The sequence below is a fragment of the Luteibacter sp. genome (genome assembly GCF_051958795.1).
Taxonomy (GTDB): domain Bacteria; phylum Pseudomonadota; class Gammaproteobacteria; order Xanthomonadales; family Rhodanobacteraceae; genus Luteibacter.
Genome location: NZ_JBQCFT010000237.1, coordinates 1 through 25,426 on the forward strand (window position 1 = coordinate 1; position 25,426 = coordinate 25,426).

Genomic DNA, 25,426 nt, shown 5'->3' on the forward strand with positions numbered 1-25,426 from the left:
GATCATACTCCCCTCGGGGCGCGACCGGCCAATGGCAGTTAAATGACGACGGTGTTTCTGCGCATTTCGTCGCAAAAACAATCATTTAACATGAAATGTTAACGTAACGTTGTAGGAGCGCGCTTGCGCGCGTCCGGGGTCATCCAGGGCGGCGATTCTTGCTGTGCCGGAAGCTGTAAGCGAAGTAAACAATCACGCCCAACGCGGTCCACACACCCAGCAAAACCCAGTTGCGCAGGCCAAGCGAATACAGCAGGCCAATGCAGCTGAGCACACCGAGCGTGCACGTCAGCGGTGCGAACGGAACGCGGAATGTGCGCGGTGTGTCAGGCGAGGTGCGGCGAAGGATCAACACGCCGATGCATACCGCGCAGAACGCAACGAGCGTACCCATCGAAGTCAGGTCGCCGAGCAGGTTCAACGGGAACACTGCAGCGAGCGCTGCGATGCCGACGCCGGTGATCACCGTGTTGAGGTGCGGCGTGCGGTACTTCGGATGGATGGTGGTGAACACTTTCGGCAACAGGCCGTCGCGCCCCATGATCATGAAGATGCGCGGCTGCGCGATGATCATCACCAGCACGACCGACGACAGGCCGATCAGTGCGCCGATCTCCACGAGGCCACGCAGCCAGTTGAGTTCCGGGTGCTGGCGGATGGCGGTGACGACCGGCTCCGCCGTGCCGAGCTGGCCGAACGGCACGAGGCCGGTCAGCACCGCTGCCATCGCGATGTAGAGCACCGTGCAGATGCCCAGCGAGGCGAGCGTGCCGATGGGCATGTCGCGCTGCGGGTTCTTCGATTCCTGTGCGGCGGTAGAGGTGGCTTCAAAGCCGATGTAAGCGAAGAAGACCAGCGACGCGCCGCGCAGCACGCCGGACCAGCCGTACTTGTCGCCGCCCTGGTTCTCGGGGATGAACGGATGCCAGTTCGCGGTATCGATGTGGTTGGCACCGACGACAATCACGACCACGATCAGCGCGACCTTCAGCAGGACCATGGCCATGTTGAGGCCGGTGGACTCCTTGATGCCGACATAGCAGAGCCAGGTCAGCGCGAGCGTGATGCCGACCGCGGGCAGGTTGAACAACGCGCCGGTCGCGACCAGGTGGCCGTCGACGAAATCGAGCGGCGCATTGGTCAGCGCGGGCGGGATATGGATGCCGATATGGTCGAGCAGGCTGACGAAGTAGCCCGTCCAGCTCACGGCCACCGCGGAGGCGGAGACGCCGTATTCGAGGATGAGGTTCCAGCCGATGAACCAGGCGGCGCCTTCACCGAGCGTGGCGTAGGCATACGAGTACGCGCTGCCCGAGACGGGCACCAGCGAAGCGAACTCGGCGTAGCACAGCGCGGTGAACACGCTGCAGATGGCAGCCAGGATGAACGAGAGGATGATCGCCGGGCCGGCGTGTTCCGCGGCGGCCACGCCGGTGATCACGAAGATGCCGCCGCCGATCACCGCGCCAATGCCCAGTGCCGTCAGGCCCCATGGGCCGAGCGTTCGGCGCAGGGCCGGGCCATGGGCGTCATCGGGTTCGGGTACGGCGGCTTTCTTCGCAAGTAGCTGCTTGAGCATTCGGTGGCTCGGATCGGTCAGACGTGGATGAGGATAGCGTCAAAACAGGGAAGGCCGGCGAGTGACCGCCGGCCTTCCCCTTGGATGCCTGTTTTTCAGCCGAGCTTCTTGCGCAGCTTGCTGTGCGCGTAGCCGTAGCCGAAGTAGATCAGCTGGCCGATGACGATCCAGCCGACCATCAGGCGCCAGTGCTCTTCGAACGCCTGCCAGAAAAGGTAGACGCAGGCGAGCGCACCGAGGATCGAGATCGGCCACACCATCGGGACGCGGAAGCTGCGCTTCAGGTCGGGGCGGGTGTAACGCAGGATCAGGATGCCGATGCAGACGGTGGCGAAGGCGAGCAGGGTGCCCATCGAGACCAGCTCACCCAGCACGCTGACCGGGAACAGGCCGGCCATTGCCGCGGCGGCGACGCCGACGATGATGGTGCCGAGGTGCGGCGTGCGGAACTTTGGATGCACCTTGGCCATGGCCGGGGGCAGCAGGCCGTCGCGCGCCATCGAGAAGAAGATGCGCGGCAGGCCCATGAGCATCACCAGGATCACCGACGAGAGACCGGTAATGGCACCGACGACGACGATGGCCTTGAGCCAGGAGAGCTGCGGGTACAGGCCGAGCGCGGTGGCGACCGGCTCCGGGGTGTTCAGGATGCGGAACGGCGCGATACCCGTGAGCACCAGGGCGACGGCGATGTACAGCACGGTGCAGACGGCCAGCGAACCGAGGATGCCGATGGGCATGTCGCGCTGCGGGTTCTTCGCTTCACCGGCGGCGGTGGACACCGCATCGAAGCCGACGTACGAGAAGAACACGATGGTCGCCGCGCGGAAGATGCCGCTCCAGCCGAACACGCCTTCGCCCTCGTTCGGCGGGATGAACGGGTGCCAGTTCGCCGGGTTGATCATCTTGATGGCGAACGCGAGGAACAGCAGGATCACGGTGACCTTGATCGCCACGATGATCGAGTTGACGAAGGCCGACTGGGTGATGCCGACGTAGCACAGGCCCGAGAGCGCGGCGATGATGACGACCGCCGGCAGGTTGATCAGGGCGCCGGTGGCCTGGATGTGGCCTTCGACGAACTGGAACGGGGCCGAGGACAGCGTGGAGGGCAGGGTGATGTCGCTGCCGATCATACCGCCGATAAGGCCGAGCAGTTCGTTGAAGTAGCCGGACCAGCCCGCGGCGACCGTGGCGGCCGCGAACAGGTATTCGAGCACGAGGTTCCAGCCCACGAACCACGCGACGTATTCGCCCAGGGTGGCGTACGAATACGAGTAGGCGCTGCCTGAGACCGGGAGCATGGCGGCGAACTCGGCGTAGCACAGGCCCGCAAGGGCACAGGCGAAGCCGGCGATCAGGAAGCTGATGACGAGGGCGGGGCCCGCATGCATCGCGGCGGCCTGGCCGGTGATGACGAAGATACCCGCACCGATGACGGCGCCAATACCCAGGAGAATGAGGTGTTTCGCGGTGAGTACGCGCTTGAGGCCCGCATCGCCATGCGCGCCGGTATCGATGTGTTCACCAGCATCGACGTGCGGCGCGGCCTCGATGGGATGCGTCGCAAAAAGGTGTTTCAACATGTGTCTCCCCTACTGCCGGAAGTGCTCTTTATTATTGGGACCGCCGTGGCAGCCAAGGAACGCCGCCCCCGGTGAGTCGGCACGGCACCATAGCCCAGCGGGGCACGGCCGTACAAGCTGCATTGCGAGGCCTGCCAAGGCCTTGCACGGAGGGCGGCGGAAGTCACCATGACTAACGGCGGTTGTGGTGTGCGAACACGGTGCTTCAGAGCACCATGTTCAGCGCGGCCTGCGGTGCGACATAGCGGGACGCATTGCGCCCGGCCACGCTGAACTGCACGCCCGCGATGAGGCCCAGGGTGGCGTTGAAGTGGTATTCCACCGCGGGCGCCAGGCTGAGGTCGTGGCTGGGCCGGAGTTTCCAGGCATGCTGCGCCGCATCCTTCATGCGCACCATGCCGGTCCGGTTGAACACGATTTCGTTCACCAGCACCCAGCGCGCATCCAGCGCGTACTCCGCCGCGGCCGAGAGGTTCCAGGCCTGGCCGTGCCGCGCGACGCCGCGGAAACCCCGGCCCGTGCCGTAAGCACTGGTGCCGTGGACGTTTACGTGGCGCGGGTTCGGGCTCCAGGCGAACTGGCCGCGCCAGCGCACCGCCTGGCCATCCGGCAGGTACTGCAACTTCTGGACGCCGTAGGCCAGCAACGTCCGCGCCGCGCCGTTACCCATGCCGTTGAGCGGATTGGTATCGAGGTGGTGGTACGCCCCGGTGGGCAGTCGCTGCGCGACCGAGACGGACGAGACCCAGCCGGTGCCATCGGCACCCGGGCCGGTGAGACGTTGCTGCAGGCGCACCACGGTGTCGCCCATGCGCAGGCCGTCGGCGTGGCCGCCATGCGTGGAGAGACGCGCGCCGGTAAGGGTGAGCTGCACGGCGGTGGTATCGCCCAGCCCGTAGATCATGGGGAGGGCGAGCTGCCACTGCCGGGCATGGTGCTTCACGGAGTGCGGGGAACCATCGTTGTCGTACGCGCCGCGCACGTTGGCGAAGACCAGGTAGGGCTCGATGTTGAGGCGGCCCGCGGGCAAGGTGTTCACGGCAGGGGTTACCAGCGGGCCGGTGAAGTTCGGGGCCTCGCGGCCGTCGGCGGCCAGGGCCGTGGCGGGGACGAGGGCGAGAAGCGCGGTATAGCGAAGATGGCGGAACGACATGCGGGCTCCATGCATGAGGGCGGCCGGTTGGCCGTGGACATTCGGTGCGCTCCTTGCGCACACCCCCATGCTAGGGACGAGCTGATGGCCAGCGACATCAGACTTGTCTGAAAATCGTGTGCGAAAATGCACTCATGCTTATCGGAATTCCCGGATGGACTTTTCCCACACCCCCCTGATGTCGGCGCTCGACGACTACGCCGGCCGTTACCCTGACGAAACGGATGTCGCGCATTTCCGCGATTGGCTTGTGAGCGAGGCCAGGCCGTTCCACCGCGAGACGCTCGCGGGCCATTTCACCGGTTCGGCGTGGTTGGTCAGCGCGGACGGGCAGCGCGTGCTGCTCATGCACCACCGCAAGCTGCAACGCTGGCTCCAGCCTGGCGGGCATGCGGATGGCGAGGTGGATCTCGCCAGCGTGGCGTTGCGGGAAGCGGAAGAGGAGACCGGCTTACGCGATCTCGCGGTGCGGCCCGTCTTGTTCGATCTCGACCGACACGTCATACCCGCCCGTGGCGCGGAGCCCGAGCACTGGCATTACGACGCCAGGTACGTGATCGAGGCGCGCGGCTCGGAAACGTTCGAGGCGAACGAGGAATCGCTCGGCCTGGCCTGGCGGGATATCGCGGCTATTGCCGCAGATGAAACGAGCGACGAGTCGTTGCGGCGCATGGCGCGCAAGTGGCTCGGGCGCGCTTGATTTTGTGGGAGCGCGCTTGCGCGCGATTGGCGGTGGCGCAAGCACCCATCGCGTGCAAGCACGCTCCCACAAATTATGGGGCTCAGGCCTCGGCGTAGCGCGCAGGCGCGGGGTGTAGCGTGCCGCAGGTCGGGCAGGTGCGTGCCTGCTCGTCGCGGTAGAAGGTGTCGAACACCGGCGGGAAGTCGCGCTCGATGCTTTCGAGGGTGAAGTAGCGCTCGAACAGCTTGGTGTTGCAGTTCTCGCAGAACCACAGCAGGCCGTCCTTTTCGCCCTGGAGACGACGGCGCTCGACCACCAGGCCGACCGAGCCGGCCATGCGCTGCGGGGAGTGCGGAACCTGCGCGGGCAGGTAGAAGATCTGGCCGGCGCGGATGGGGATGTCCCTGGCTTCGCCCTCGTCCTGGACCTTCAGGACCATCTCGCCCTCGAGCTGGTAGAAGAACTCCGGGCCCTCGTCGTAGTGATAGTCGGTGCGCGCGTTCGGGCCGCCGACGATCATGACGATGAAGTCGCCATCGACGATGCACTTGTTACCGACCGGGGGCTTGAGCAGGTCGCGGTGCTCGTCGATCCAGCGCTGCAGGTCGATGGGAGGCGTGAGGCTCATTCGGAGGGCTTCGAGTAGGAGTCCGCCGATCATACTCCCGCCCGGGTACTTCCCGGCGGCTGCGACGTGTCGTACAACGGCGTTCCGTTTCGTCAGGATTCCCCTACATGGCGTCGTGGTACCACGCCCGCCAACCCGCACCGTCGCCGCGACCCGCGCCCGTGGGCAAGCGGGAGGCATCGGTCGTGGTCGTTGGCGGTGGCTTCGCCGGGCTGAATACCGCACTCGGGCTGGTGGCGCGCGGTGTGCGCGACGTGGTGCTGCTCGAAGCGCAGACGGTGGGCTTCGGCGCCTCGGGCCGCAACGGCGGATTCGTCTTCGCCGGCTATTCCCTGGGCGAGCGCGCCCTGCTGGAGAAGCTGGGTGACCAGCGTGCCCGCGACCTGTACGGGCGCACCGTCGCCGCGGTGAACCTCATCCGCCAGCGCATCGGGGCGCTGGGCATCGAGTGCGACATGGTCGATGCAGGGGTCGTCTGGGCCAACTGGTTCCGCGATGCGCGCTTGCTCCGCGACAGGCAAAAGCTGCTCGCCGAGCATTACGGCAGCGATTGGCAATGGATTCCCGCCGACGCCATGCACGAGTTTGTGCACAGCCGCCGATACCACGATGGCCTGTATGAACGTAATGCGCTGCACATCGATCCGCTGGCCTACGCCCGTGGGCTTGCGGTCGCCGCGGAAGCGGCCGGCGTATCGATCCATGAAGGCTCACGGGTCAGGATGCTCGAGCGGCGGGGCCCGCGCTGGGTGCTGCGCGTGGGTGACGCGGAGATCGAGACGCCACAGGTGGTGCTCGCGTGTGGCGGCTACCTCGCCGGGCTCGATCGCACGATCGACCGCGCTGTCCTGCCGATCGCCACCTATGTCATGGTCACCGAACCGCTCGGCCCGCGCCTCGGCGAATGCCTGCGGACCCAGGCGGCCATCTACGACACGCGCTTTGCCTTCGACTACTACCGGCCGCTGCAGGACACCCGGCTGTTATGGGGCGGGAGGATCTCGGTACGCGACAGAAACCCGCGTGCGGTGCAGAAACTCCTGGCACGCGACCTCGAGCGTGTATTCCCGGCACTGAAGGGGGTGAAGATCGGGCACGCCTGGTCGGGCTTGATGAGCTACGCCCGGCACGAGATGCCCCAGGTGGGAACCCACGGTAACGGCCTGTGGTACGCGCAGGCCTTCGGCGGCCATGGCCTGGCGCCCACCTGCGCCGCAGGTGAGACGCTTGCCGACGCGATCGCGGCTGGCGAGAAAGCCGTGCCCGCCTATGCGGACTTCGGGCTTGAACCGGTCCACCGGCCGTTCGGTTACCTGGCCGCGCAAGGCACGTACTGGAAGCTCGAGCTTGCGGATTGGTTCAAGTCGCGCCTTGAGGGCTAGGCATAGGCCTGCCTAGCGCGGCTTTGCCTTGTCCAGCCAGACGATGATGCCCTGCGCATTCAGCCGGATATCGATCTTCAGCAGCTTCGTGATCTCATCGGCGGACAAGGCTACGCCGTGCTTTCTGGCCCGACCCACGTAGAGCTCGGTGAAATCCGCGGCGATACGCACTTCGCGGTCCGGATCGGCCGCATGCCTTGTAGCGATCGCGACCATCGCGTCGATCTGCTCATGCAGGTCACGGGCCAGCCGTTTGACCTCGCCGACGCGGTCGTAATGCGTCAGGTACATCGCCTCGGGCTCGTAGCGCATCATCCGCTCGATGGAAGCGTGCGCCTCGTCGGGATCGAACTGCACCGGCGAGGTCGTCGGGATGATGAACGGGCCGTTCGCGGTATCGAATTCGCGGTAGGACAGGCCGAAGATGTCGCCGGTGAAGAACGCGTTCGCGCGCTCATCGTGGATGGCGATGTGGTGCTTCGCATGGCCCGGCGTATCCAGGCATAGCAGGGCCCGTCCTGCGAGATCGACGACGAAGCCATCGCTGGCTTCGATCACCCGGTCCTTCGGGACGGGCATGATCGTGCCGTAGTCACGCCGCACCGCGTCCTCGCCATAGACGCCGGTCGCGCCGGCAATGAGTGCGGAGGGATCGATCATGTGCCGCGCGCCGCGCGGGTGCACCGCGAGCATGGCGTTGGGCAGGTGCTTCATCAGCTCGCCCGCGCCACCCGCATGGTCGAGGTGTACGTGGGTGAGGATTACCCAGTCGATGTCGGCGGGCCGCAGGTCGGCCGACGCGATCGCATCGAGGAAACGGGGCAGGGAGTGCGTGGTGCCGCTATCGATGAAGGCACCCCGGCCACGTTCCACCACGAGGTAGGCCGCGTCGAAGGAGGGGCGGCCGAAGCCGGTGTCGATGGTGTGGATGCCGTGCATGGCTACAGCGTAAACCCGCCGGGGCAACCAATGCATCCGTAGGAGCCCACCCTGTGAGCGACGCCTTTCGCGATTCCGCAACAGGACCTGTTGCCTTGGGCGAAAGATGTCGCGCACAGGGTGCGCTCCTACTACAGCGCTGTTTTACAGCGCTTCGAACACGCCTGCCGCGCCCATGCCGGTGCCGATGCACATGGTGACCATGCCGTACTTCTGCTTGCGGCGGCGCAGGCCGTGGATCAGCGTGGCGGCGCGGATGGCGCCGGTGGCACCGAGCGGGTGGCCGAGGGCGATGGCGCCGCCCAGCGGGTTCACCTTCGACGGATCCAGGCCGAGGTCACGGATGACCGCGAGGGCCTGGGCGGCGAACGCTTCGTTGAGCTCGATCCAGTCGAGCTGGTCCTGGCTGATGCCGGTCTGCTTCAGTGCCTTCGGGATCGCTTCCTTCGGGCCGATGCCCATGATGTCCGGGGCGACGCCAGCGACGGAGAAGCCGACGAAGCGGGCGAGCGGGGTCAGGCCGTAATCCTTGATGGCCTTTTCCGAGGCCAGCAGCAGCGCGCCAGCACCGTCGGACATCTGCGAGGAATTACCCGCGGTGACCGAGCCGCCGAACTGGCCGTTGCGGAACACCGGGCGCAGCTTGCCGAGCACCTCGAGCGACGTATCGGCGCGCGGGCCTTCGTCGATCGAAATGATCCGGCGGTCTTCCTTCACCGTGCGGTTCTTCAGGTCGGGGTAGCGGTCGTCGAGCTGGAACGGGGTGATCTCGTCCTTGAACTCGCCGTTCTGGATGGCGGCGAGCGCCTTCTGGTGCGACTGCAGGGCGAAGGCATCCTGGTCCTCGCGGCTGACCTTCCAGCGCTCGGCGACCTTCTCCGCGGTGATGCCCATGCCGAAGGCGATCGCGCGGTTTTCGTCGTTTTCGAAGATCGCCGGGTTCATGGCGATCTTGTGGCCCATCATCGGCACCATGCTCATCGACTCGGTACCGCCGGCGAGCATCAGGTCGGCCTCACCCAGGCGGATGCGGTCGGCGGCCATGGCGATGGCCTGCACGCCCGACGAGCAGAAGCGGTTGATGGTGACGCCGGGCACCTGTTCCGGCAGGCCGGCCAGCAGCACGCCGATGCGCGCCACGTTCATGCCTTGCTCGGCTTCCGGCATGGCGCAGCCGATGATCGCGTCGGCGATCAGGGCCGGGTCGATGCCCGGGGCCTGCTCCATCACCGCACGGATGACGTGGGCGAGCAGGTCGTCGGGACGGGTATTGCGGAACACGCCGCGCGGCGCCTTGCCTACCGGGGTACGGGTGGCGGCGACGATGTAGGCATCTTGCACTTGCTTGCTCATGGAATGCTTTCCTCAGTTACGCAGCGGCTTGCCGGTCGTCATCGTGTGGGCGATGCGGGCCTGGGTCTTTTCGGTCTGGGCCAGCTCGACGAAATGCTTGCGTTCCAGCGCGAGCAGCCACTCCTCATCCACGGCCGAGCCGCGCTCGATCGGGCCGCCCGACAGCGTGTCGGCGATGCGGCTGGCGATGTTGATGTCGTGCGGCGAGGCGAAGTAGCCCTCGGCCATGTTGGCAAGGCTGGCCTTGAACGTCGCCGTGCTAGTGTCGCCGGCGGCGGGAATGGCACGTGCCGGCATCGGCGGGCGGTAGCCCGATTCCGCCATGGCAAGCGCCTGGGCCTTGGCCACGTGCAGCAGTTCGTAGGCGTTGAACACCACGATGTCTTCCTTGCGCAGCAGGCCGAGCGTCTTCGCTTCCAGCGCGCTGGTCGAGACCTTCGCCATCGCGACGGTCTCGAACACCTTCTTGAGGTATTCGAACGGGTCTTCCGGGTTCTGCTGCGCCGCGCGGACGGCGAGTTCCTTCAGGCCGCCACCCGCCGGCAGCAGGCCGACGCCAGCCTCGACGAGGCCGATGTAGCTCTCCAGCGCCGCGACCGTGCGCGCGGAGTGCATCTGGAACTCACAGCCACCGCCCAGGGCAAGGCCGCGCACCGCGGCCACGACCGGCACCAGCGAGTACTTGATCGCCATGCTGGTGGCCTGGAAGTTCGCGACCATGGCCTCGAACTCGGCGAGCTTGCCAGCCTGGAGCAGGCCGAGCGCACCCTTGAGGTCGGCACCGGCCGAGAACGGCTCGTTCGGCTGCCACAGCACCACGCCACGGAACTGCTGTTCCGCCAGGCCGATCGCATGCTGGATGCCATCGAGCACGTGGTCGTTGACCGTATTCATCTTGGTCTTGAACGAGATGACGCCGATGCCGTCGCCCTGCGTCCACAGGCGCACGCCATCGTTTTCCCACACCGTCGTGCCCTGGTCGAACTTCTCGCCCAGGATCGGATCCGGGAACGCCTGGCGGGCATAGACCGGGTGCGACGAGCGCGGCTTCTCGGCGTTGGCGCTGGCCGAGTACGAGCCGGCCTTGCCGTGCACGCCGTTGCGACCGTCGGTGACCCATGCCGGCAGCGGGGCGCTGCTCATGGTCTTGCCGGCGGCGATGTCTTCCGCGATCCAGCCGGCGACCTGCTGCCAACCAGCAGCCTGCCACAGCTCGAACGGACCGAGCTTCCAGCCGTAACCCCAGCGGATGGCGAAGTCGACATCGCGCGCGGTCTCGGCGATATCCGCCAGGTGGAAGGCCGTGTAATGGAAGAGATCGCGGAACACCGCCCACAGGAACTGCGCCTGCGGATCGGACGAGGCGCGCAGCTTGCCGAACTTCTCGGCCGGATCCTTGATCGCCAGGATGGCGGCGACCTCATCGGAAGGCTTGCCCTCGGACGGGCGGTAGTCCTGCTTCTGCAGGTCCAGCACCACGATGTCCTTGCCGGCCTTGCGATAGAAGCCGGCGCCGGTCTTCTGGCCCAGCGCACCCTTGTCGATCAGGCCCTTCAGCCACACCGGCGGCTGGAAGTACTTGTGCCAGGGATCATCCGGCAGCGTATCGCCCATGGTCTTCACCACGTGGGCGAGCGTATCCAGGCCCACGACATCCGCGGTGCGGAAGGTGGCGCTCTTCGGGCGGCCGATCGCCGGGCCGGTCAGCGCATCGACGGTGTCGAAGCCCAGGCCGAACTGTTCGGTGTGGAACATCGTCGACAGCATCGAGAACACGCCGATGCGGTTGCCGATGAAGTTCGGGGTGTCCTTCGCGTAGACGACGCCCTTGCCAAGCGTCGTGGTCAGGAAGGCCTCGAGGCCTTCGAGCACGGCGGTATCGGTGAGCTTCGTCGGGATCAGCTCGACCAGGTGCATGTAGCGCGGCGGATTGAAGAAATGCACGCCGGTGAAGCGGTGGCGGAGCTGTTCCGGCAGCGCTTCGGCGAGGCCATTGATCGACAGGCCCGAGGTGTTGCTGGCGAGGACGGCGGTCTTCGAGACGTGCGGAGCGATCTTCGTGTAGAGATCCAGCTTCCAGTCCATCCGTTCGGCGATGGCTTCGATGACCAGGTCCACGTCGGCGAGCTGGCCCAGGTCATCCTCGTAGTTCGCCGGGATGATGGCCGCGCCCAGGCTCTTCTCGGCCAGCGGGGCCGGCGAGAGCTTGGCCAGGTTGGCGATGGCCTTGAGGGCGATGCCGCTCTTCGGACCTTCCTTGGCGGGCAGGTCGAACAGGACGGTTTCCACGTTGGCGTTCGTCAGGTGCGCGGCAATCTGCGCGCCCATGACGCCGGCGCCGAGTACCGCGGCCTTGCGAATGCGTAGCGGTGTTGCGGTCATGGTGATCTCCAGGGTGCAAATAGTCGTTCCGGTCAGCGCGGGCTGGCCGGAGCGTTCGAAACGGATGGGTTGCGCATGCCGGCGGCGGCGAAGCGGATCAGGTGCTCGGCGGCGGTTTCGCGGTGGTCGCGCTCGGCGACGTCGCTCTTGCGCTGGATGATGCCGAAGTCGGCCATGGCGTAGGTCAGGGCGCCGGTCACGATATCCAGGCGCCAGTAGATGTCTTCCTTGGCCAGACCGGGCAGCAGGCGGCCGAACTCGGTGGCGAACTGGCGCAGGATGTGGCCGTAGTTCTCCGAGAGAAACCGGCGCAGGGTCTCGTTATGCTCGGCATAGGCCCGGGCCAGGACGCGGACGAAGGCCGCGCCGCCGCCATCGGTACGGGAGAGGTCCAGTGCCGGGCGGATGTATGCATCGAGGACGTCCTCGAGCGTGGTGTCGTCCTTGCCGGCCAGGCGGTGCAGGGCGGCCAGGCGGCGGCTGTTTAGCTCGTCCAGGCGGCGCCGGAACACCTCCTCGATCAGCTTGTCCTTGGAGCCGAAGTGGTAGTTCACGGCGGCCAGGTTCACCCTGGCGGCGGCGGTGACCTGGCGCAGGGAGGCCCCGGCGAATCCATGGGTCGCGAACAGGGCTTCGGCCGCACCCAGGATCCGTTCCTTCGTACTGCGCTCACGTGAGGCGTAGGGGGCAGGGGTCATGGCGGGCCACTCCGGCTGGGTCAGTTTGAATCAAACGATCGTTTGAGAATACGCCTGCCGTTATTTGGTGGTCAATGTGCGCCGCACAAGCCTGCAATTGGGTTTCGGATGAGCTAGAATCCGTCAAGAATTCGTGAGCTAAGTCAGTCATTCCTGACGGCTTTGCCTTCAAACTTTCACCGGGCGCCCTCGCGGGGTCCGGCATGCTTTGTTTATTCCTACCCTTCCCGGAGTACCCGTATGGCGCTGGAGCGCACCCTTTCGATCATCAAGCCCGATGCCGTCAAGAAGAACGTCATCGGTGAAATCCTGGCCCGCTTTGAAAAGGCTGGCCTCAAGATCGTCGCCGCCAAGATGAAGCAGCTGACCCGCGAAGAGGCCGAAGGCTTCTACGCAGTGCACAAGGAGCGTCCGTTCTTCGGCGCCCTGGTCGAGTTCATGATCTCCGGCCCGGTGATGATCCAGGCGCTGGAAGGCGAAGGCGCGGTCCTGAAGAACCGTGACCTCATGGGCGCCACCAACCCGAAGGAAGCGGCTGCCGGCACCATCCGCGCCGACTTCGCCGAATCGATCGACGCCAATGCCGTGCACGGCTCGGATTCGCTCGAGAACGCCGCCAACGAGATCAAGTACTTCTTTAACGACTCGGACGTCGTTTCGCACTGAGAACTGCCGTGAATACGCCTGCCGACAAGGTCAACCTGCTCGACTTCGACCGCCAGGGGCTGCGCGATTTCTTCGCCAGCATTGGCGAGAAGCCGTATCGCGCGGACCAGGTCATGAAGTGGATCTACCACCGTCTTGAAAGCAATTTCGAGGCGATGACCGATGTCGGCAAGGCGCTTCGCGAAAAGCTCAATGCCACCTGTTATATCGGGCCGCCGTCCACCGTCTTTGAAAAAGGCGCGGTGGATGGCACCCACAAGTGGCTGCTCGGCATGGATGGCGGCAACGCCATCGAAACCGTGTATATCCCGGAACCCACCCGCGGCACGCTCTGCGTGTCCTCGCAGGTGGGCTGCGCCCTGAACTGCCAGTTCTGCTCCACGGCGACCCAAGGCTTCTCGCGCAACCTCTCGACGGCCGAAATCATCGGCCAGATGTGGGTCGCGGCCAAATTCCTGGGCAACGTCACGCACCAGCAGCGCCGCATCACCAACGTGGTGATGATGGGCATGGGCGAGCCGTTGCTCAATTTCGATAACGTGGTGAAGGCCATGAGCCTGATGCGCGACGACCTGGGCTTCGGCCTGGCCAGCAAGCGCGTCACGCTTTCCACCGCCGGCCTGGTGCCGATGATCGACCGGCTCTCGGCCGAGAGCGACGTGTCGCTGGCGGTCTCGCTGCACGCCGCCAACGACGAGCTGCGTACCGAGCTGGTCCCGCTGAACAAGCGCTACAACCTGGCCGAGCTGGCCGGGGCCTGCGAGCGCTATATCCGCCGGGCGCCGCGTACCACCATCACGTTCGAATACACGCTCATGAAGGGCGTGAACGACCGCCCGGAACACGCGCGCCAGCTGATCAAGTTCATGCGCCGCCTGCCCGGTAATAACAAGGTCAACCTTATCCCGTTCAATCCGTTCCCGGGCACGCGTTTCGAACGCTCGGAGCCGGAGGAGATCCGCGCGTTCCAGACGCAGCTGTTGAACGCCGGGGTGCTTACCATGCTCCGCCGCACGCGCGGCGACGATATCGATGCCGCCTGCGGCCAGCTGAAGGGGCAGGTGGTCGATCGTACGCGCCGGCAGGCGGAGTTCCGCAAGAAGCTCGAAGAAGGGGTTGTGAATGCGGCTTGAGCGGTGGGGGATGCTGGCGGCGCTCGCGATGGCGTGCGCCGGTTGCGTGACGACCGGGGGAGACGGTCCGGGGGCCAACCTCAAGCCGGACTCCAAGGCGGACGAGCGCCGGCATGGCGCTGAGGTCCATACCGAGCTTGGCACCAAGTACATGGAGCAGGGCAACCTGGAAGGGGCCATGGGCAAGCTGAACAAGGCGGTCCAGTTCGATCCCACCTACGCCCCGGCACACACCGTGCTGGGCGTGCTCTACGAGCGCATCAACGATCCTGCCAACGCCGAGCTGCAGTACCGCAAGGCGGTGGAACTCGACCCGAAGAAGGGCGACCTCAACAACAACCTCGCCGTGTTCCTCTGCAAGCAGGGGCGCGCCGGGGATGCCAAGCCGTACTTCGACCGTGCCCTGGCCGATCCGTTCTACGGTACGCCCGACCTGGCCCTGTCGAACGCCGGCACGTGCGAACTGAAAGCGAAGGATTACGACGGGGCCGAGGCGTACTTCCGCAAGGCGCTCGAGCGTAACCCGCAGAACCCGGACGCCCTGTATCAGATGGCGAACGTGTTGTACCTTAAGAACGATGCATTCCGGGCCCGCGCATTCCTCCAGCGTTTCGACGCGCTGGGCGTGAGCAGTCCGGATGCGTTGAAGCTCGGTCACGATATCGAGCTCCGTCTGGGCAACGGGGAGGTTGCCCAGGACTATGCCAAACGCCTGCGTGAAAAGTTCCCGGATTCGGAACCCGCGCACGCACTCGAAGCCACTGCACGTCAATGACCACTGCATCGTCGAATTCCAACGGTCGGGACGGACGCGAACAGGATCTGTTCGCCGGCATCGAGCCCTTTGTGAACAGGGAGGACGCCATGGACCCGCAGACTGATTCCCAGGCCACCGATGGTGGCCGCGTCCTGATCGACCACGCCCCCTCGCAGGAGGGCCACTTCGGTGCCCGGCTGCGCGCGGCGCGCGAGGCCCGGGGCTATACGGTCGAAGCCTGCGGCCAGGCGCTACGCCTGCCCGTGCGCCTGCTGCGCCAGCTCGAGGCCGGCGAGTACGGCGGCATCGACTACCAGGTGTACCTGAGCGGCTACCTCACCAAATACGGCCGCCATGTCGGCGTGGACGAGGATGCCATCCAGGCCGAGCTCGGCCGCCTGGCTCCGCGCCAGCCCGACCTCGTCGTCACCGGCGGCGTCTCGCATTCGCGCTACCTGCTCGAGCGCTATGTCACCGCGGCGACCTACGTGGTCCTGACGGCGATCATCGTGGTGCCCATGGTGTGGCTGGGCGTGCGTGGCACGCTCGATCGTGACATGCCGCGCCTCGCCCCGCTGGATGCCGCGCCCGTGGCCCAACAGGATGCGCCGGCCGCTGCCTCCAGCAGCGGCGCGCTCGTCGCATCGGCGGCACCTGCACAGGCCGCGGCCCCTGCGGAAGCCCGCCCGGAAGACCAGCAGCCGGTGCTGGCCAGCATGGCCATGTTCCCGCCGCTCGACCACAGCGCGACGAAGACCCCGCTGGCGACCAGTGCGGCCGCACCCGCGGCGGTCACCTCCGGCCAGGGTGGGCACGACCTCACGCTGAACCTGCCTTCGGCGAGCTGGGTGGAAGTCACCGATGCCGCAGGCCAGCGCCTGGAATACGGCATCCTGCCCGCCGGCACGCAGAAGTCGGACCACAGCGCTTCCGCGCTCGATGTGCGTATCGGCAACGCGAACGGCGCCCAGGCGTCGGTCGATGGCCAGCCCGTGCAGATCGAAACCTTCCGCCGCGCCAACGTCGCCCGCTTCCGCGTCGATGTGCGTGATGGCAAGGCCTCGCCGGTCGCCTACTGATTGACCCGGCGCCGCCTCGCGGCGCTTTTCGGGTATCCTTGCCTATTGATCCGCGCGGCCGTCCCCGGACGGCCGGCGTGGGCCCGTTTCTTCCAAGGTTTGCTGCGCCCGGTGCGCAGTGGGTGATTGCATGGCATTCGACGTTTACGACGATTACGAACAGGGCGAACGCGTCCAGCAGTGGCTCCGCAAGAACGGCGTAAGCATCGCCGTCGGCATCGCCCTCGGCCTGGTGCTGATCTTTGGCTGGCAGCAGTGGAAGTCGCACCGCGCCGGCCATGAGCAGGCCGCCGCCAACGAATACGGCGCCCTCCAGGCTGCCGACGCCGCCAACAAGACCAGCGAAGCCGATGTCCGCACCGAGACCCTGATGAAGGAGTACTCGGATACGGCGTGGGCCGTGTTCGCCGCCGGCGAGCGTGCGCAGCGCAATGTCATGGCCGCGCAGTACGACAAGGCCGCGGGCGACCTCGACTGGGCCCAGGCCCACGCGAAGGATGACACCCTCAAGACCCTCGTCGGCGTGCGCGTGGCGCAGCTGAAGGCCGCCCAGGGCAAGCCGCAGGAAGCGCTCGCCGCGCTCGATGCGCTCAACGGCAAGGGCTTTTCGGCCTCCACCGAGGAACTCCGCGGCGACGTGCTGGTCAAGCTGGGACGCCAGGACGACGCTCGCAAGGCCTATCAGGCGGCGATCGCCGCCATGGGCGACAGCGCACCGCAGCGCGGTGTGGTTCAAACCAAACTCGATGATCTGGCCGTGGCCGGGAAGCAGGGTGCATGAAACGTTTCTGGGCAATCGCGTTGACCTCCTCACTGGCCGCCGTGGCCGGCTGCCATTCGTTCAAGAAGGAAAACGTCGAACCGCCGACCCCGCTCGACAAGAAGTTCGAGCCGTCCATCAAGGTGGAGCGCCTGTGGAAGAACAGCGTCGGTGACGGCGCCGCCGAATCCGGCATCCGCATGCGTCCGGCCGTGGTCGATGGCGTCGTGTACGCCGCCAGCACCGACGGCAAGATGGCCGCGTTCGATGCCAATACCGGCAAGACCCTGTGGTCGAAGAGCATCCGCCAGCACGGCTGGTTCGGCTGGGGCGATGCCAAGCGTGAAGATGCGCGCTTCTCGGGTGGCCCGGGCGTGGCGGGTGACCTCGCTGCCGTCGGTACCCTCGATGGCCACGTCTACGCCATGAACTCGAAGGATGGCGAGCGCCGCTGGGCCGCCGAGGTCTCGTCCGAGGTCGTGACGGCCCCGGTCGTTACCGCCGACCTCGTCGTGGTCCGCTGCAACGATGGCCGCGTCTACGGCCTGGATGCGAAGACCGGCGAGCGCCGCTGGGTCTACGACCAGTCCCAGGTCCCGCTGCTCAGCCTGCGCGGCAACGGCCGCCTGCTCGTCGCGAACGGCGTGGTGTTCATGGGCAGCGATGCCGGCAAGCTGGTCGCCATCCGCCTCGATAACGGCGAAAAGCTCTGGGAACAGACCCTCGCCAGCGGCGAAGGCCGTACCGAGATCGATCGCCTGAATGACGCCGACGGCGCCATCGTCCTGGACGGCACCACCCTGTACGGTGGCGCTTACCACGGCGACATCGCCGCGTTCGATGGCCCCAGCGGCCGTCCGCTGTGGAACCACAAGTTCTCGACGTTCACCTCGCTCGATGTGCACGACAACTCGCTATACGGCGTGGACGATACCTCGCAGGTGTTCGCCTTCGACAAGAGCAGCGGTGCCAACATCTGGAAGCAGGATGCACTGAAGTGGCGCTGGGTTTCGGCCCCGTCCGCCCAGGGCAACTATGTGGTGGTGGGCGATCTCGATGGCCACATCCACTGGCTTAACGGCACCGACGGCAAGATCGTCGGTCGTGAGCGCCTGTCGAAGAAGGCCATCCGTTCGCAGCCCGTCGTTTCCGGCGATACCGTGTACGTGGAAGACGTGGAAGGCCACGTCGGCGCGTACCGCGTCGCCCATTGATTCACTGAAGGATCTTAGCTTTCCCCATGTTGCCCGTCATCGCCCTGGTCGGCCGCCCCAACGTCGGTAAGTCGACCCTATTCAATGCGCTGACGCGTAGCAGGGACGCCCTCGTCGCCGATATGCCCGGCGTCACTCGTGATCGCCATTACGGCGTCTGCCATCTTGGCGAGCGCCCGTTCGTGGTCGTCGATACGGGTGGCCTCTCCGGCAGCGACGAAGGCATCGAAGGCCTGACCGCGCAGCAGGTTCGTCTCGCCATTGCCGAGGCGAACCTGCTCGTCTTCGTGGTGGATGCCCGTGATGGCATCCTCCCGCTCGATGCCTCGATCCTCAGCGAGCTCCGCCGTAGCGGCAAGCCGATTGTCGTCGTGGTCAACAAGACCGATGGCACCGACGAGCCGTCCGTCATGGGCGAGTTCGCCCGGTTCGGTGTCGCCGAAACGCTGCCGATGTCGGCCGCGCATAATCGCGGCGTCGATGTGCTGGTGGCGCACGCCATGCCGCACCTGCCCGTCGATGAAGACGAGGAGGGCGAAGGCCGTCCGTCGCTGGAAGAACAGGGCATCCGCGTGGCCATCGTCGGCCGCCCGAACGCCGGCAAGTCCACCCTGATCAACCGCCTGCTCGGTGAGGATCGCCTCATCGTGTCCGACCTGGCCGGCACCACGCGCGATCCGATTCGCGTGGCACTGGAGCGGGATGGCCGTCGGTTCACGCTGATCGATACCGCGGGCGTCCGCCGCAAGGCGCGCGTCGAGGAGGCGGTGGAGAAATTCAGCGTCATCAAGACGCTGCAGTCGATCTCCGCGGCGCAGATCACCGTGCTTATGATCGATGCGCGCGAGAACCTCGCCGACCAGGACCTCACCCTGATCGGCCATGTCATCGAAGAGGGCCGCGCCCTTGTCATCGCCGTCAACAAGTGGGACGGTCTCGATGCCTACCAGCGCGACCAGACGGTGAAGGCGCTGGAGCGCCGCCTGCAGTTCGCCAGTTGGGCGAAGATCGTATTCATTTCGGCGCTGCATGGTTCGGGCATGCGTGAACTGATGCGCTCCGTGGTGCGTGCCCATGCGGCCGCCACCAAGGAGCTCACGGCCAGCGACCTGACCCGCGCGCTCGAGAAGGCCTACGAGTCGTACCAGCCGCCGCTGGTTCGCGGCCACGCGCCCAAGCTGCGCTATGCGCACCCGGGCGGCAACAACCCGCCGACGATCGTCATCCACGGCAGCCGTACGAAGCACATCGCGCCGGCGTATCGCCGTTATCTCGAGAACTTCTTCCGCACGCGCTACAAGCTGGAAGGCACCCCGATCCGCATCGACTTCCGTGACGGCGAGAACCCGTTCGCCGGCACGAAGAACGTGCTGACGGCAAGCCAGGCCCGCAGCCGCCAGCGCATGATCCGCAACGCGAAGCGGCGCGAGAAATAACCGCGCCGCACCTGCCGAGGGTGCCCGCATGACCGAAGGCCTTGATCGCGAGCGCTGGTTGAACGACCTGCGCCAGCGCGTGCCCGAAACCACGGCCGCCGATGCGCTGGCCCGACAGCTTGGTGGCGCGCTGCTGATCGACGTACGCGAGGACAACGAGCGTGCCACCGGTTCACCGGAGGGGGCGGTCGGCCTCTCGCGTGGCTTCCTCGAATTGCGTATCGAGCAGGTCGAGCCCGATCGGGATCGCGATGTGCTCCTCCTGTGTGGGAGCGGCCAGCGCTCGCTGCTGGCGGGCGAGGCATTGCAGCGCATGGGTTATCGCCGGGTGCACTCCGTGGCCGGTGGCATGGCCGCCTGGAAGGCGGCGGGCCTCCCGGTGAGTGCCGGTGCCCTGGATAGCGACGCGGCCGAGCGTTACAGCCGGCAGATCCTCCTGCCGCAGGTGGGTGAAGCCGGGCAGGCGAAGCTTGCCACCGCGCGCATCGTGGTCATCGGTGCCGGCGGCCTTGGCGCCCCGGCGCTGCTTTACCTGGCGGCGGCCGGTGTCGGCAATATCACCATCATCGATGACGACCGGGTGGAGCGATCGAACCTGCACCGGCAGGTCGTCCACGCCGATGCGCGGGTAGGGATGGGCAAGGCCGATTCGGCGCGGATGGCCTTGCTGGCCCTGAATCCGCGGGTCGAGGTGCGGGTGGTTGCCGAGCGGCTACGCGCGGAGAACGTCGAGGCCCTGATCCGCGACCACGATGTGGTGATCGATGGCGCCGACAACTTCGCGACGCGCTACCTGCTGGCCGCGGCGACGCGCCGGCTGGGCATCCCCATGGTTTACGCCGCGATCGAGCGTTTCACTGGGCAGGCCAGCGTGTTCGATCCGCGGCTCGATGAGTCGCCATGCTATCGCTGCCTGTTCCCGGAACCGCCCGCGGCGGCCGATGCGCCGAACTGCGCCGAAGCCGGCGTACTCGGCGTGCTTCCCGGTGTGCTCGGGCTGGTCCAGGCCACCGAGGCCCTCAAGCTGGTCCTCGGCATCGGCCAGCCACTGGTCGGCCGCCTGCTCACGTATGACGCGTTGGGCATGCGCTTCCGCGAACTGACCCTGCGCCGCGATCCCGCCTGTCCCGGCTGCGGCCCCGATTCGGGGTTCACCGGATACACCGACCTCGAACACATGTGCGCAGCTTCTACAACGGCGGGGTGACAGAGTACATGGCTGCGTCAACTGGTTTATCGTTGATTACCAACCGGTTACGCAGCATTCCTTCGAAAGTACCTCCGATACGCTCGGCGGCTTTCCGGCTCGGCAGGTTGTCATGCGCAGCCACGATTTCCACCCGCGTAACGCCGACGACATCGAACGCCCAGGGCAGGACGAGCGTCCCGGCGCGAGTCACGATGCCCTTGCCGTGCTCCGACTCACGCACCCAGTAACCGAGGGTCGCGAACCGATGCTCGCGATGGCGCTGGTTGATGCCCATGCCGCCGAGGAATCGGCCGGTCTGCGTATCGACGATGATCATCTCGAAACCGTCGCCGAGCAGCCACGCCTGCTTGCAGAGTCGGATCCAGTCCTGCGCCGTCGCCGTGTCATAGTCCGCGCGAGCCCAGGCCAGCCATGGGCCCGCCGTGCCCACGGATTCCCGTACCGCTTCGGCAAGGGCTTCGGCATCGTCGTCGCGGTAGGCACGCAGGCGGACGACGCCATCGCTCAGGTCATGCGGGTAGGGCACGGTATCAATGGTCATTCCCCATTAAATCACGGATAATGCACCGCTTTTCGCAGGGCGAACTTTCCATGACGGCACGTATCCTCGACGGCAAGCGCATCGCCCACGAATTGCTGGAGCACATCGCGCTACGCGTTGCCAAGCGCGTCGCCGAGGGTCGGCGCAAGCCCGGTCTCGCCGTGGTGCTGGTCGGCAACGACGCCGCCTCCGCGGTATACGTCAAGAACAAGCGCCGCGCCTGCCAGCAGGTGGGCTTCGAATCGTTCGGTTACGACCTGCCGGCCGAGACCTCGCAGGAAGAGCTGTTCGCGCTGATCGATAACCTCAACGCCGATCCGGCGGTGCACGGCATCCTCGTGCAGTCGCCACTGCCCGATCACATTGACGAAGACGCGCTGGTCGACCGGATCGACGCGCGCAAGGACGTCGATGGCTTCCAGGCGGTGAACGTCGGCCGCCTGGCACTGCGCCGTTTCGGCCTGCGCCCGTGCACGCCGAAGGGCGTCATGACCCTGCTGGGCCACACGGATCGCCCTGTGCGCGGCCGCCATGCCGTGATCGTCGGCGTCTCCAATCATGTCGGCCGCCCGCTCGCGCTTGAGCTACTAATTGCTGGCTGCACAGTCACTTGCTGCCACAAGTTCACGCAGGATCTCGAAAGCTTCGTTCGCCAGGCCGACATCCTCGTCGTGGCCGCCGGCAAGCCGGGCCTCGTGAAGGGCGAATGGGTGAAGGACGGCGCCGTGGTGGTGGACGTAGGCATCAACCGCCTGGAAGACGGCCGCCTGGTCGGCGACGTCGAGTTCGCCCCGGCCGCGAAGCGTGCTTCGTGGATCACCCCGGTACCGGGCGGTGTCGGCCCGATGACCGTGGCGACCCTGATGGAAAACACCCTGGAAGCCGCCGAAGCCCTCGACGCCTGACCGGTAGAAGCCCACCCTGTGGGCGACATCTTTCGCCTCAAGGCAACAGGGCCTGTGGCGCTATCGCGAGGGGCGTCGCCCACAGGGTGGGCTCCTACGGCAGACGGCACGATCGGGATCTAGCCCCCACTGTCGCAATGTTGCAACGCAGGGTATAATGGCGTGATTTACTCGCGGGACTAATGCTATGCGCATCCTTGCCGAGGCACTCACTTACGACGACGTGTTTCTGGTTCCCGGCCACTCCACGGTACTGCCGCGCGATGTGGATACTTCAACGCGGTTCACCCGCGGCCTCCGCCTGAACATCCCGATCGTGTCCGCTGCCATGGATACCGTCACCGAGGCGCGACTGGCGATCACCATGGCCCAGAACGGCGGCATGGGAATCATCCACAAGAACATGACGTTCGATCAGCAGGCCGCACAGGTCCGCCTGGTCAAGAAGTTCGAAGCGGGCGTCATCCGCAGTCCGATCACCGTGCGTCCCGATACCTCCATCGGTGAAGTCATCGCACTGACCCGCGCGCACAACATCTCCGGTGTCCCCGTCGTCGACGGCGAGCGCCTGGTCGGCATCGTGACCGGCCGCGACATGCGCTTCGAGCGCAAGCACGACGACCCGGTCCGCAACATCATGACGCGCGAAGAGCGCCTCATCACGGTGAAGGAAGGCGCGTCGCACGACGAAGTCCTCGAACTCCTCCACCGCAACCGCATCGAAAAGGTCCTGGTCGTCAACGACGACTTCCAGCTCCGTGGCCTCATCACGGTGAAGGACATCCAGAAGGCCCGCGACAACCCCAAGGCCGCCAAGGATTCGCACGAGCGTCTGGTCGTCGGTGCCGCGGTGGGCGTCGGTGGCGATACCGAACAGCGCGTCGAGGCCCTCGTGGCCGCGGGCGTGGACGTCATCGTCGTCGACACCGCGCATGGCCATTCGCAGGGCGTGATCGATCGCGCCGGCTGGGTGAAGAAGCGCTACCCGCAGGTGCAGGTCATCGCCGGCAACATCGTCACCGGTGAAGCCGCGCGTGCGCTGCTCGATGCCGGCGTCGATGCAGTGAAGGTCGGCGTGGGCCCGGGTTCCATCTGCACCACCCGTATCGTCACCGGTATCGGCGTGCCGCAGATCACCTCGATCGACCTGGTCGCCACCGCGCTGAAGGGCGAGATCCCGCTCATCGCCGACGGCGGCATCCGCTACTCCGGCGATATCCCGAAGGCCCTGGCCGCCGGCGCGTCGTCGGTCATGCTGGGCTCCATGTTCGCCGGCACCGAGGAATCCCCGGGCGAGGTCGAACTCTTCCAGGGCCGCTCCTACAAGAGCTACCGCGGCATGGGCTCCATCGGCGCCATGCAGCTCGGCTCCAAGGACCGCTACTTCCAGGATGAAGCCGACGCCGACAAGCTCGTGCCGGAAGGTATCGAAGGTCGCGTGCCGTACCGTGGCTCGATCCGCAACATCATCCACCAGATGATGGGTGGCCTGCGTGCCTCCATGGGTTACATGGGCACGGCCAACATCGAAGAGATCCACGAGAAGGCGCAGTTCGTGAAGGTGACCGGTGCCGGCGTGCGCGAGGCGCACCCGCACGATATCCAGATCACGAAGGAAGCACCGAACTACCGCGTCCTGGATTGATGCCCCGGGGCATCCGCGCCAGGTAACACAGGACGCCCGCGACACGTGGGCGTTCTGCTTTTCGCATACCGTATTTTTTACTGCAGGCCGCCACGATGACCGATATCCATAGCGACAAGATCCTCATCCTCGACTTTGGCTCGCAGTACACGCAGCTGATCGCCCGCCGCATCCGCGAGATCGGCGTCTATTGCGAAGTGTGGGCGTGGGATCACGCGCCGGAAGAGATCCCGGGCTTCAACCCGCGTGGCGTCATCCTCTCCGGCGGCCCGGAATCGGTCACCGAGGCGGATTCGCCGCGCGCACCACAGGTGGTCTTCGAACTGGGCGTGCCGGTGCTCGGCATCTGCTACGGCATGCAGACCATGTCCGAACAGCTCGGCGGCAAGGTCGAAGCCGGCCACCATCGCGAGTTCGGCCCGGCCACGGTCACGTTCGCATCGTGCGGCCTGTTCGATAGCGTGATGGACGACGGCGAGTCGCTGGGCGTGTGGATGTCGCATGGCGATCGCGTCACGAAGCTGCCGGAAGGCTTCCGTTCCACCGCATCGACCGCGAGCCTGCCGCTGGCCGCCATGGCCGACGACGAGCGCCGCTTCTACGGCCTGCAGTTCCACCCGGAAGTCACCCACACGAAGAAGGGCATGGAGCTGCTCCGCCGCTTCGTGGTCGACCTGTGCGGTTCGGACACCTTGTGGGATGCCGCCCACATCATCGAGGACGCGGTCGCCCGTGTGCGTGAGCAGGTCGGGTCCGACCGCGTGCTGCTCGGCCTGAGCGGCGGCGTCGACTCCTCGGTGGTCGCCGCGCTGCTGGAGAAGGCCATCGGTCACCAGCTCACCTGCGTGTTCGTCGATACCGGCCTGCTGCGCTTCCAGGAAGGCGACCAGGTCATGGCCACCATGGCTGAGCACATGGGCGTGCACGTCATTCGCGTCGATGCGAAGCAGCGCTTCTTCGACGCCCTGGCCGGCGTGGAAGACCCGGAGGCCAAGCGCAAGGTCATCGGCCGCCTGTTCGTCGAAGTGTTCGACGAAGAGTCCGCCAAGCTCGAGGGCGTGAAGTGGCTCGCCCAGGGCACGATCTACCCCGACGTCATCGAATCCGCCGGCAGCAAGACCGGCAAGGCCCACGTCATCAAGAGCCACCACAACGTCGGCGGCCTGCCGGAGCACATGAAGCTCAAGCTGGTCGAGCCGCTGCGTGAACTGTTCAAGGACGAAGTCCGCCGCATCGGCGTCGAACTCGGCCTGCCGCGCGAGATGGTCTACCGCCACCCGTTCCCGGGCCCGGGCCTCGGCGTGCGCGTGCTGGGCGAAGTGAAGCCGGAATACGTCGACCTGCTGCAGCGCGCCGATGCGATCTTCATCGAAGAGCTGCGCGCGCACGGGCTGTACGACCGGGTGAGCCAGGCGTTCGCGGTGTTCCTGCCGGTGCGTTCGGTGGGCGTGGTCGGTGATGGCCGCGCTTACGAGTGGGTTATTGCCCTGCGCGCCGTGGAGACGATCGACTTCATGACGGCGCACTGGGCGCACCTGCCGTATGACTTCCTTGATAAGTGCTCTACACGTATTATCAACGAGTTGCGTGGTATTTCTCGTGTTGTTTATGACATTTCAGGGAAGCCGCCGGCTACGATTGAGTGGGAGTAAGGCGAGCCCGCAAGGGCGCCTTCAGGCGCAAGTCGCATGGATTCGT

Annotated in this window: 22 protein-coding genes; 13 read left to right on the forward strand and 9 right to left on the reverse strand. The window is 66.1% G+C overall.

Going from position 1 to position 25,426, the window contains the following annotated elements:
* Positions 1-139: 139 nt before the first annotated feature.
* The 3 genes from ACTHLF_RS11790 to ACTHLF_RS11800 form a co-directional block, all read right to left on the reverse strand.
* On the reverse strand, positions 140-1,579 hold the full coding sequence (locus tag ACTHLF_RS11790) for an amino acid permease (protein ID WP_440327536.1): 1,440 nt from the start codon (positions 1,577-1,579) through the stop codon (positions 140-142).
* 95 nt (positions 1,580-1,674) lie between these two features.
* Positions 1,675-3,165: an amino acid permease gene (locus ACTHLF_RS11795; RefSeq protein WP_440327537.1), complete on the reverse strand. Its 1,491-nt coding sequence runs from the start codon at positions 3,163-3,165 to the stop codon at positions 1,675-1,677.
* Between the two features lie 205 nt (positions 3,166-3,370).
* Entirely contained in the window at positions 3,371-4,318 is a 948-nt protein-coding gene (locus ACTHLF_RS11800; RefSeq protein WP_440327538.1) for a hypothetical protein, read from the reverse strand.
* A gap of 154 nt (positions 4,319-4,472) precedes the next feature.
* Here ACTHLF_RS11800 and ACTHLF_RS11805 point away from each other — a divergent pair, with 154 nt between their 5' ends.
* Positions 4,473-5,018 carry an NUDIX hydrolase gene (locus ACTHLF_RS11805; RefSeq protein WP_440327539.1) on the forward strand — a complete coding sequence of 182 codons (546 nt, stop codon included), beginning with the start codon at positions 4,473-4,475 and terminating at the stop codon, positions 5,016-5,018.
* 82 nt (positions 5,019-5,100) lie between these two features.
* Here ACTHLF_RS11805 and ACTHLF_RS11810 read toward each other — a convergent pair whose 3' ends face one another.
* A complete protein-coding gene (locus ACTHLF_RS11810; RefSeq protein ID WP_440327540.1) occupies positions 5,101-5,628 on the reverse strand; it encodes a 3-hydroxyanthranilate 3,4-dioxygenase in 528 nt (175 codons plus the stop codon).
* A gap of 107 nt (positions 5,629-5,735) precedes the next feature.
* Between ACTHLF_RS11810 and ACTHLF_RS11815 the strand changes: the two genes are divergently transcribed.
* On the forward strand, positions 5,736-7,010 hold the full coding sequence (locus ACTHLF_RS11815) for an NAD(P)/FAD-dependent oxidoreductase (protein WP_440327541.1): 1,275 nt from the start codon (positions 5,736-5,738) through the stop codon (positions 7,008-7,010).
* 12 nt (positions 7,011-7,022) lie between these two features.
* Here the strand turns inward: ACTHLF_RS11815 and ACTHLF_RS11820 are convergent, their stop codons facing one another.
* The 4 genes from ACTHLF_RS11820 to ACTHLF_RS11835 all read right to left on the reverse strand — a co-directional run bounded on the left by ACTHLF_RS11820 (position 7,023) and on the right by ACTHLF_RS11835 (position 12,382).
* Positions 7,023-7,949, reverse strand: a complete 927-nt coding sequence (locus tag ACTHLF_RS11820) for an MBL fold metallo-hydrolase (protein WP_440327542.1) — start codon at positions 7,947-7,949, stop codon at positions 7,023-7,025.
* A 144-nt stretch (positions 7,950-8,093) separates the two neighbouring features.
* Entirely contained in the window at positions 8,094-9,302 is a 1,209-nt protein-coding gene (locus ACTHLF_RS11825) for an acetyl-CoA C-acyltransferase (RefSeq protein ID WP_440327543.1), read from the reverse strand.
* A gap of 12 nt (positions 9,303-9,314) precedes the next feature.
* On the reverse strand, positions 9,315-11,684 hold the full coding sequence (locus tag ACTHLF_RS11830) for a 3-hydroxyacyl-CoA dehydrogenase/enoyl-CoA hydratase family protein (protein ID WP_440327544.1): 2,370 nt from the start codon (positions 11,682-11,684) through the stop codon (positions 9,315-9,317).
* Positions 11,685-11,716: 32 nt separating this feature from the next.
* Positions 11,717-12,382, reverse strand: coding sequence for a TetR/AcrR family transcriptional regulator (locus ACTHLF_RS11835; RefSeq protein WP_440327545.1), 666 nt, complete (start codon positions 12,380-12,382; stop codon positions 11,717-11,719).
* Positions 12,383-12,622: 240 nt separating this feature from the next.
* Between ACTHLF_RS11835 and ndk the strand changes: the two genes are divergently transcribed.
* From ndk to moeB, 8 genes are all read left to right on the forward strand, one after another.
* On the forward strand, positions 12,623-13,048 hold the full coding sequence (gene ndk, locus ACTHLF_RS11840) for a nucleoside-diphosphate kinase (RefSeq protein WP_247426371.1): 426 nt from the start codon (positions 12,623-12,625) through the stop codon (positions 13,046-13,048).
* A gap of 8 nt (positions 13,049-13,056) precedes the next feature.
* Entirely contained in the window at positions 13,057-14,181 is a 1,125-nt protein-coding gene (gene rlmN / locus ACTHLF_RS11845; protein ID WP_440327546.1) for a 23S rRNA (adenine(2503)-C(2))-methyltransferase RlmN, read from the forward strand.
* Positions 14,171-14,956 carry a type IV pilus biogenesis/stability protein PilW gene (gene pilW, locus ACTHLF_RS11850; RefSeq protein WP_440327547.1) on the forward strand — a complete coding sequence of 262 codons (786 nt, stop codon included), beginning with the start codon at positions 14,171-14,173 and terminating at the stop codon, positions 14,954-14,956. Before rlmN ends, pilW begins: the two co-directional genes overlap by 11 nt.
* A gap of 89 nt (positions 14,957-15,045) precedes the next feature.
* The gene (locus ACTHLF_RS11855) at positions 15,046-16,017 is read left to right on the forward strand and encodes a helix-turn-helix domain-containing protein (protein ID WP_440327548.1); all 972 of its coding nucleotides are present in this window, start codon (positions 15,046-15,048) and stop codon (positions 16,015-16,017) included.
* Positions 16,018-16,147: 130 nt separating this feature from the next.
* The gene (locus ACTHLF_RS11860) at positions 16,148-16,798 is read left to right on the forward strand and encodes a YfgM family protein (protein ID WP_440327549.1); all 651 of its coding nucleotides are present in this window, start codon (positions 16,148-16,150) and stop codon (positions 16,796-16,798) included.
* Positions 16,795-17,991: an outer membrane protein assembly factor BamB gene (gene bamB / locus ACTHLF_RS11865; RefSeq protein WP_440327550.1), complete on the forward strand. Its 1,197-nt coding sequence runs from the start codon at positions 16,795-16,797 to the stop codon at positions 17,989-17,991. The genes ACTHLF_RS11860 and bamB overlap by 4 nt, the downstream gene beginning before the upstream one ends.
* 26 nt (positions 17,992-18,017) lie before the next feature.
* Positions 18,018-19,427, forward strand: a complete 1,410-nt coding sequence (der, locus tag ACTHLF_RS11870; RefSeq protein WP_440327551.1) for a ribosome biogenesis GTPase Der — start codon at positions 18,018-18,020, stop codon at positions 19,425-19,427.
* Between the two features lie 28 nt (positions 19,428-19,455).
* Positions 19,456-20,634: a molybdopterin-synthase adenylyltransferase MoeB gene (gene moeB / locus ACTHLF_RS11875; RefSeq protein WP_440327552.1), complete on the forward strand. Its 1,179-nt coding sequence runs from the start codon at positions 19,456-19,458 to the stop codon at positions 20,632-20,634.
* Here moeB and ACTHLF_RS11880 read toward each other — a convergent pair.
* Positions 20,618-21,178: a GNAT family N-acetyltransferase gene (locus ACTHLF_RS11880; RefSeq protein WP_440327553.1), complete on the reverse strand. Its 561-nt coding sequence runs from the start codon at positions 21,176-21,178 to the stop codon at positions 20,618-20,620. The two genes, moeB and ACTHLF_RS11880, sit on opposite strands and share 17 nt — an antisense overlap.
* Before the next feature lie 50 nt (positions 21,179-21,228).
* On the opposite strand from ACTHLF_RS11880, the gene folD reads away from it, so the two are divergent.
* The 3 genes from folD to guaA all read left to right on the forward strand — a co-directional run bounded on the left by folD (position 21,229) and on the right by guaA (position 25,380).
* Complete coding sequence (gene folD / locus ACTHLF_RS11885; protein ID WP_440327554.1) at positions 21,229-22,083, forward strand: bifunctional methylenetetrahydrofolate dehydrogenase/methenyltetrahydrofolate cyclohydrolase FolD; 855 nt, start codon at positions 21,229-21,231, stop codon at positions 22,081-22,083.
* 187 nt (positions 22,084-22,270) lie between these two features.
* Positions 22,271-23,728 carry an IMP dehydrogenase gene (guaB, locus tag ACTHLF_RS11890; RefSeq protein WP_440327555.1) on the forward strand — a complete coding sequence of 486 codons (1,458 nt, stop codon included), beginning with the start codon at positions 22,271-22,273 and terminating at the stop codon, positions 23,726-23,728.
* A gap of 95 nt (positions 23,729-23,823) precedes the next feature.
* The gene (guaA, locus tag ACTHLF_RS11895; RefSeq protein ID WP_440327556.1) at positions 23,824-25,380 is read left to right on the forward strand and encodes a glutamine-hydrolyzing GMP synthase; all 1,557 of its coding nucleotides are present in this window, start codon (positions 23,824-23,826) and stop codon (positions 25,378-25,380) included.
* The last annotated feature ends 46 nt before the right edge of the window (positions 25,381-25,426 follow it).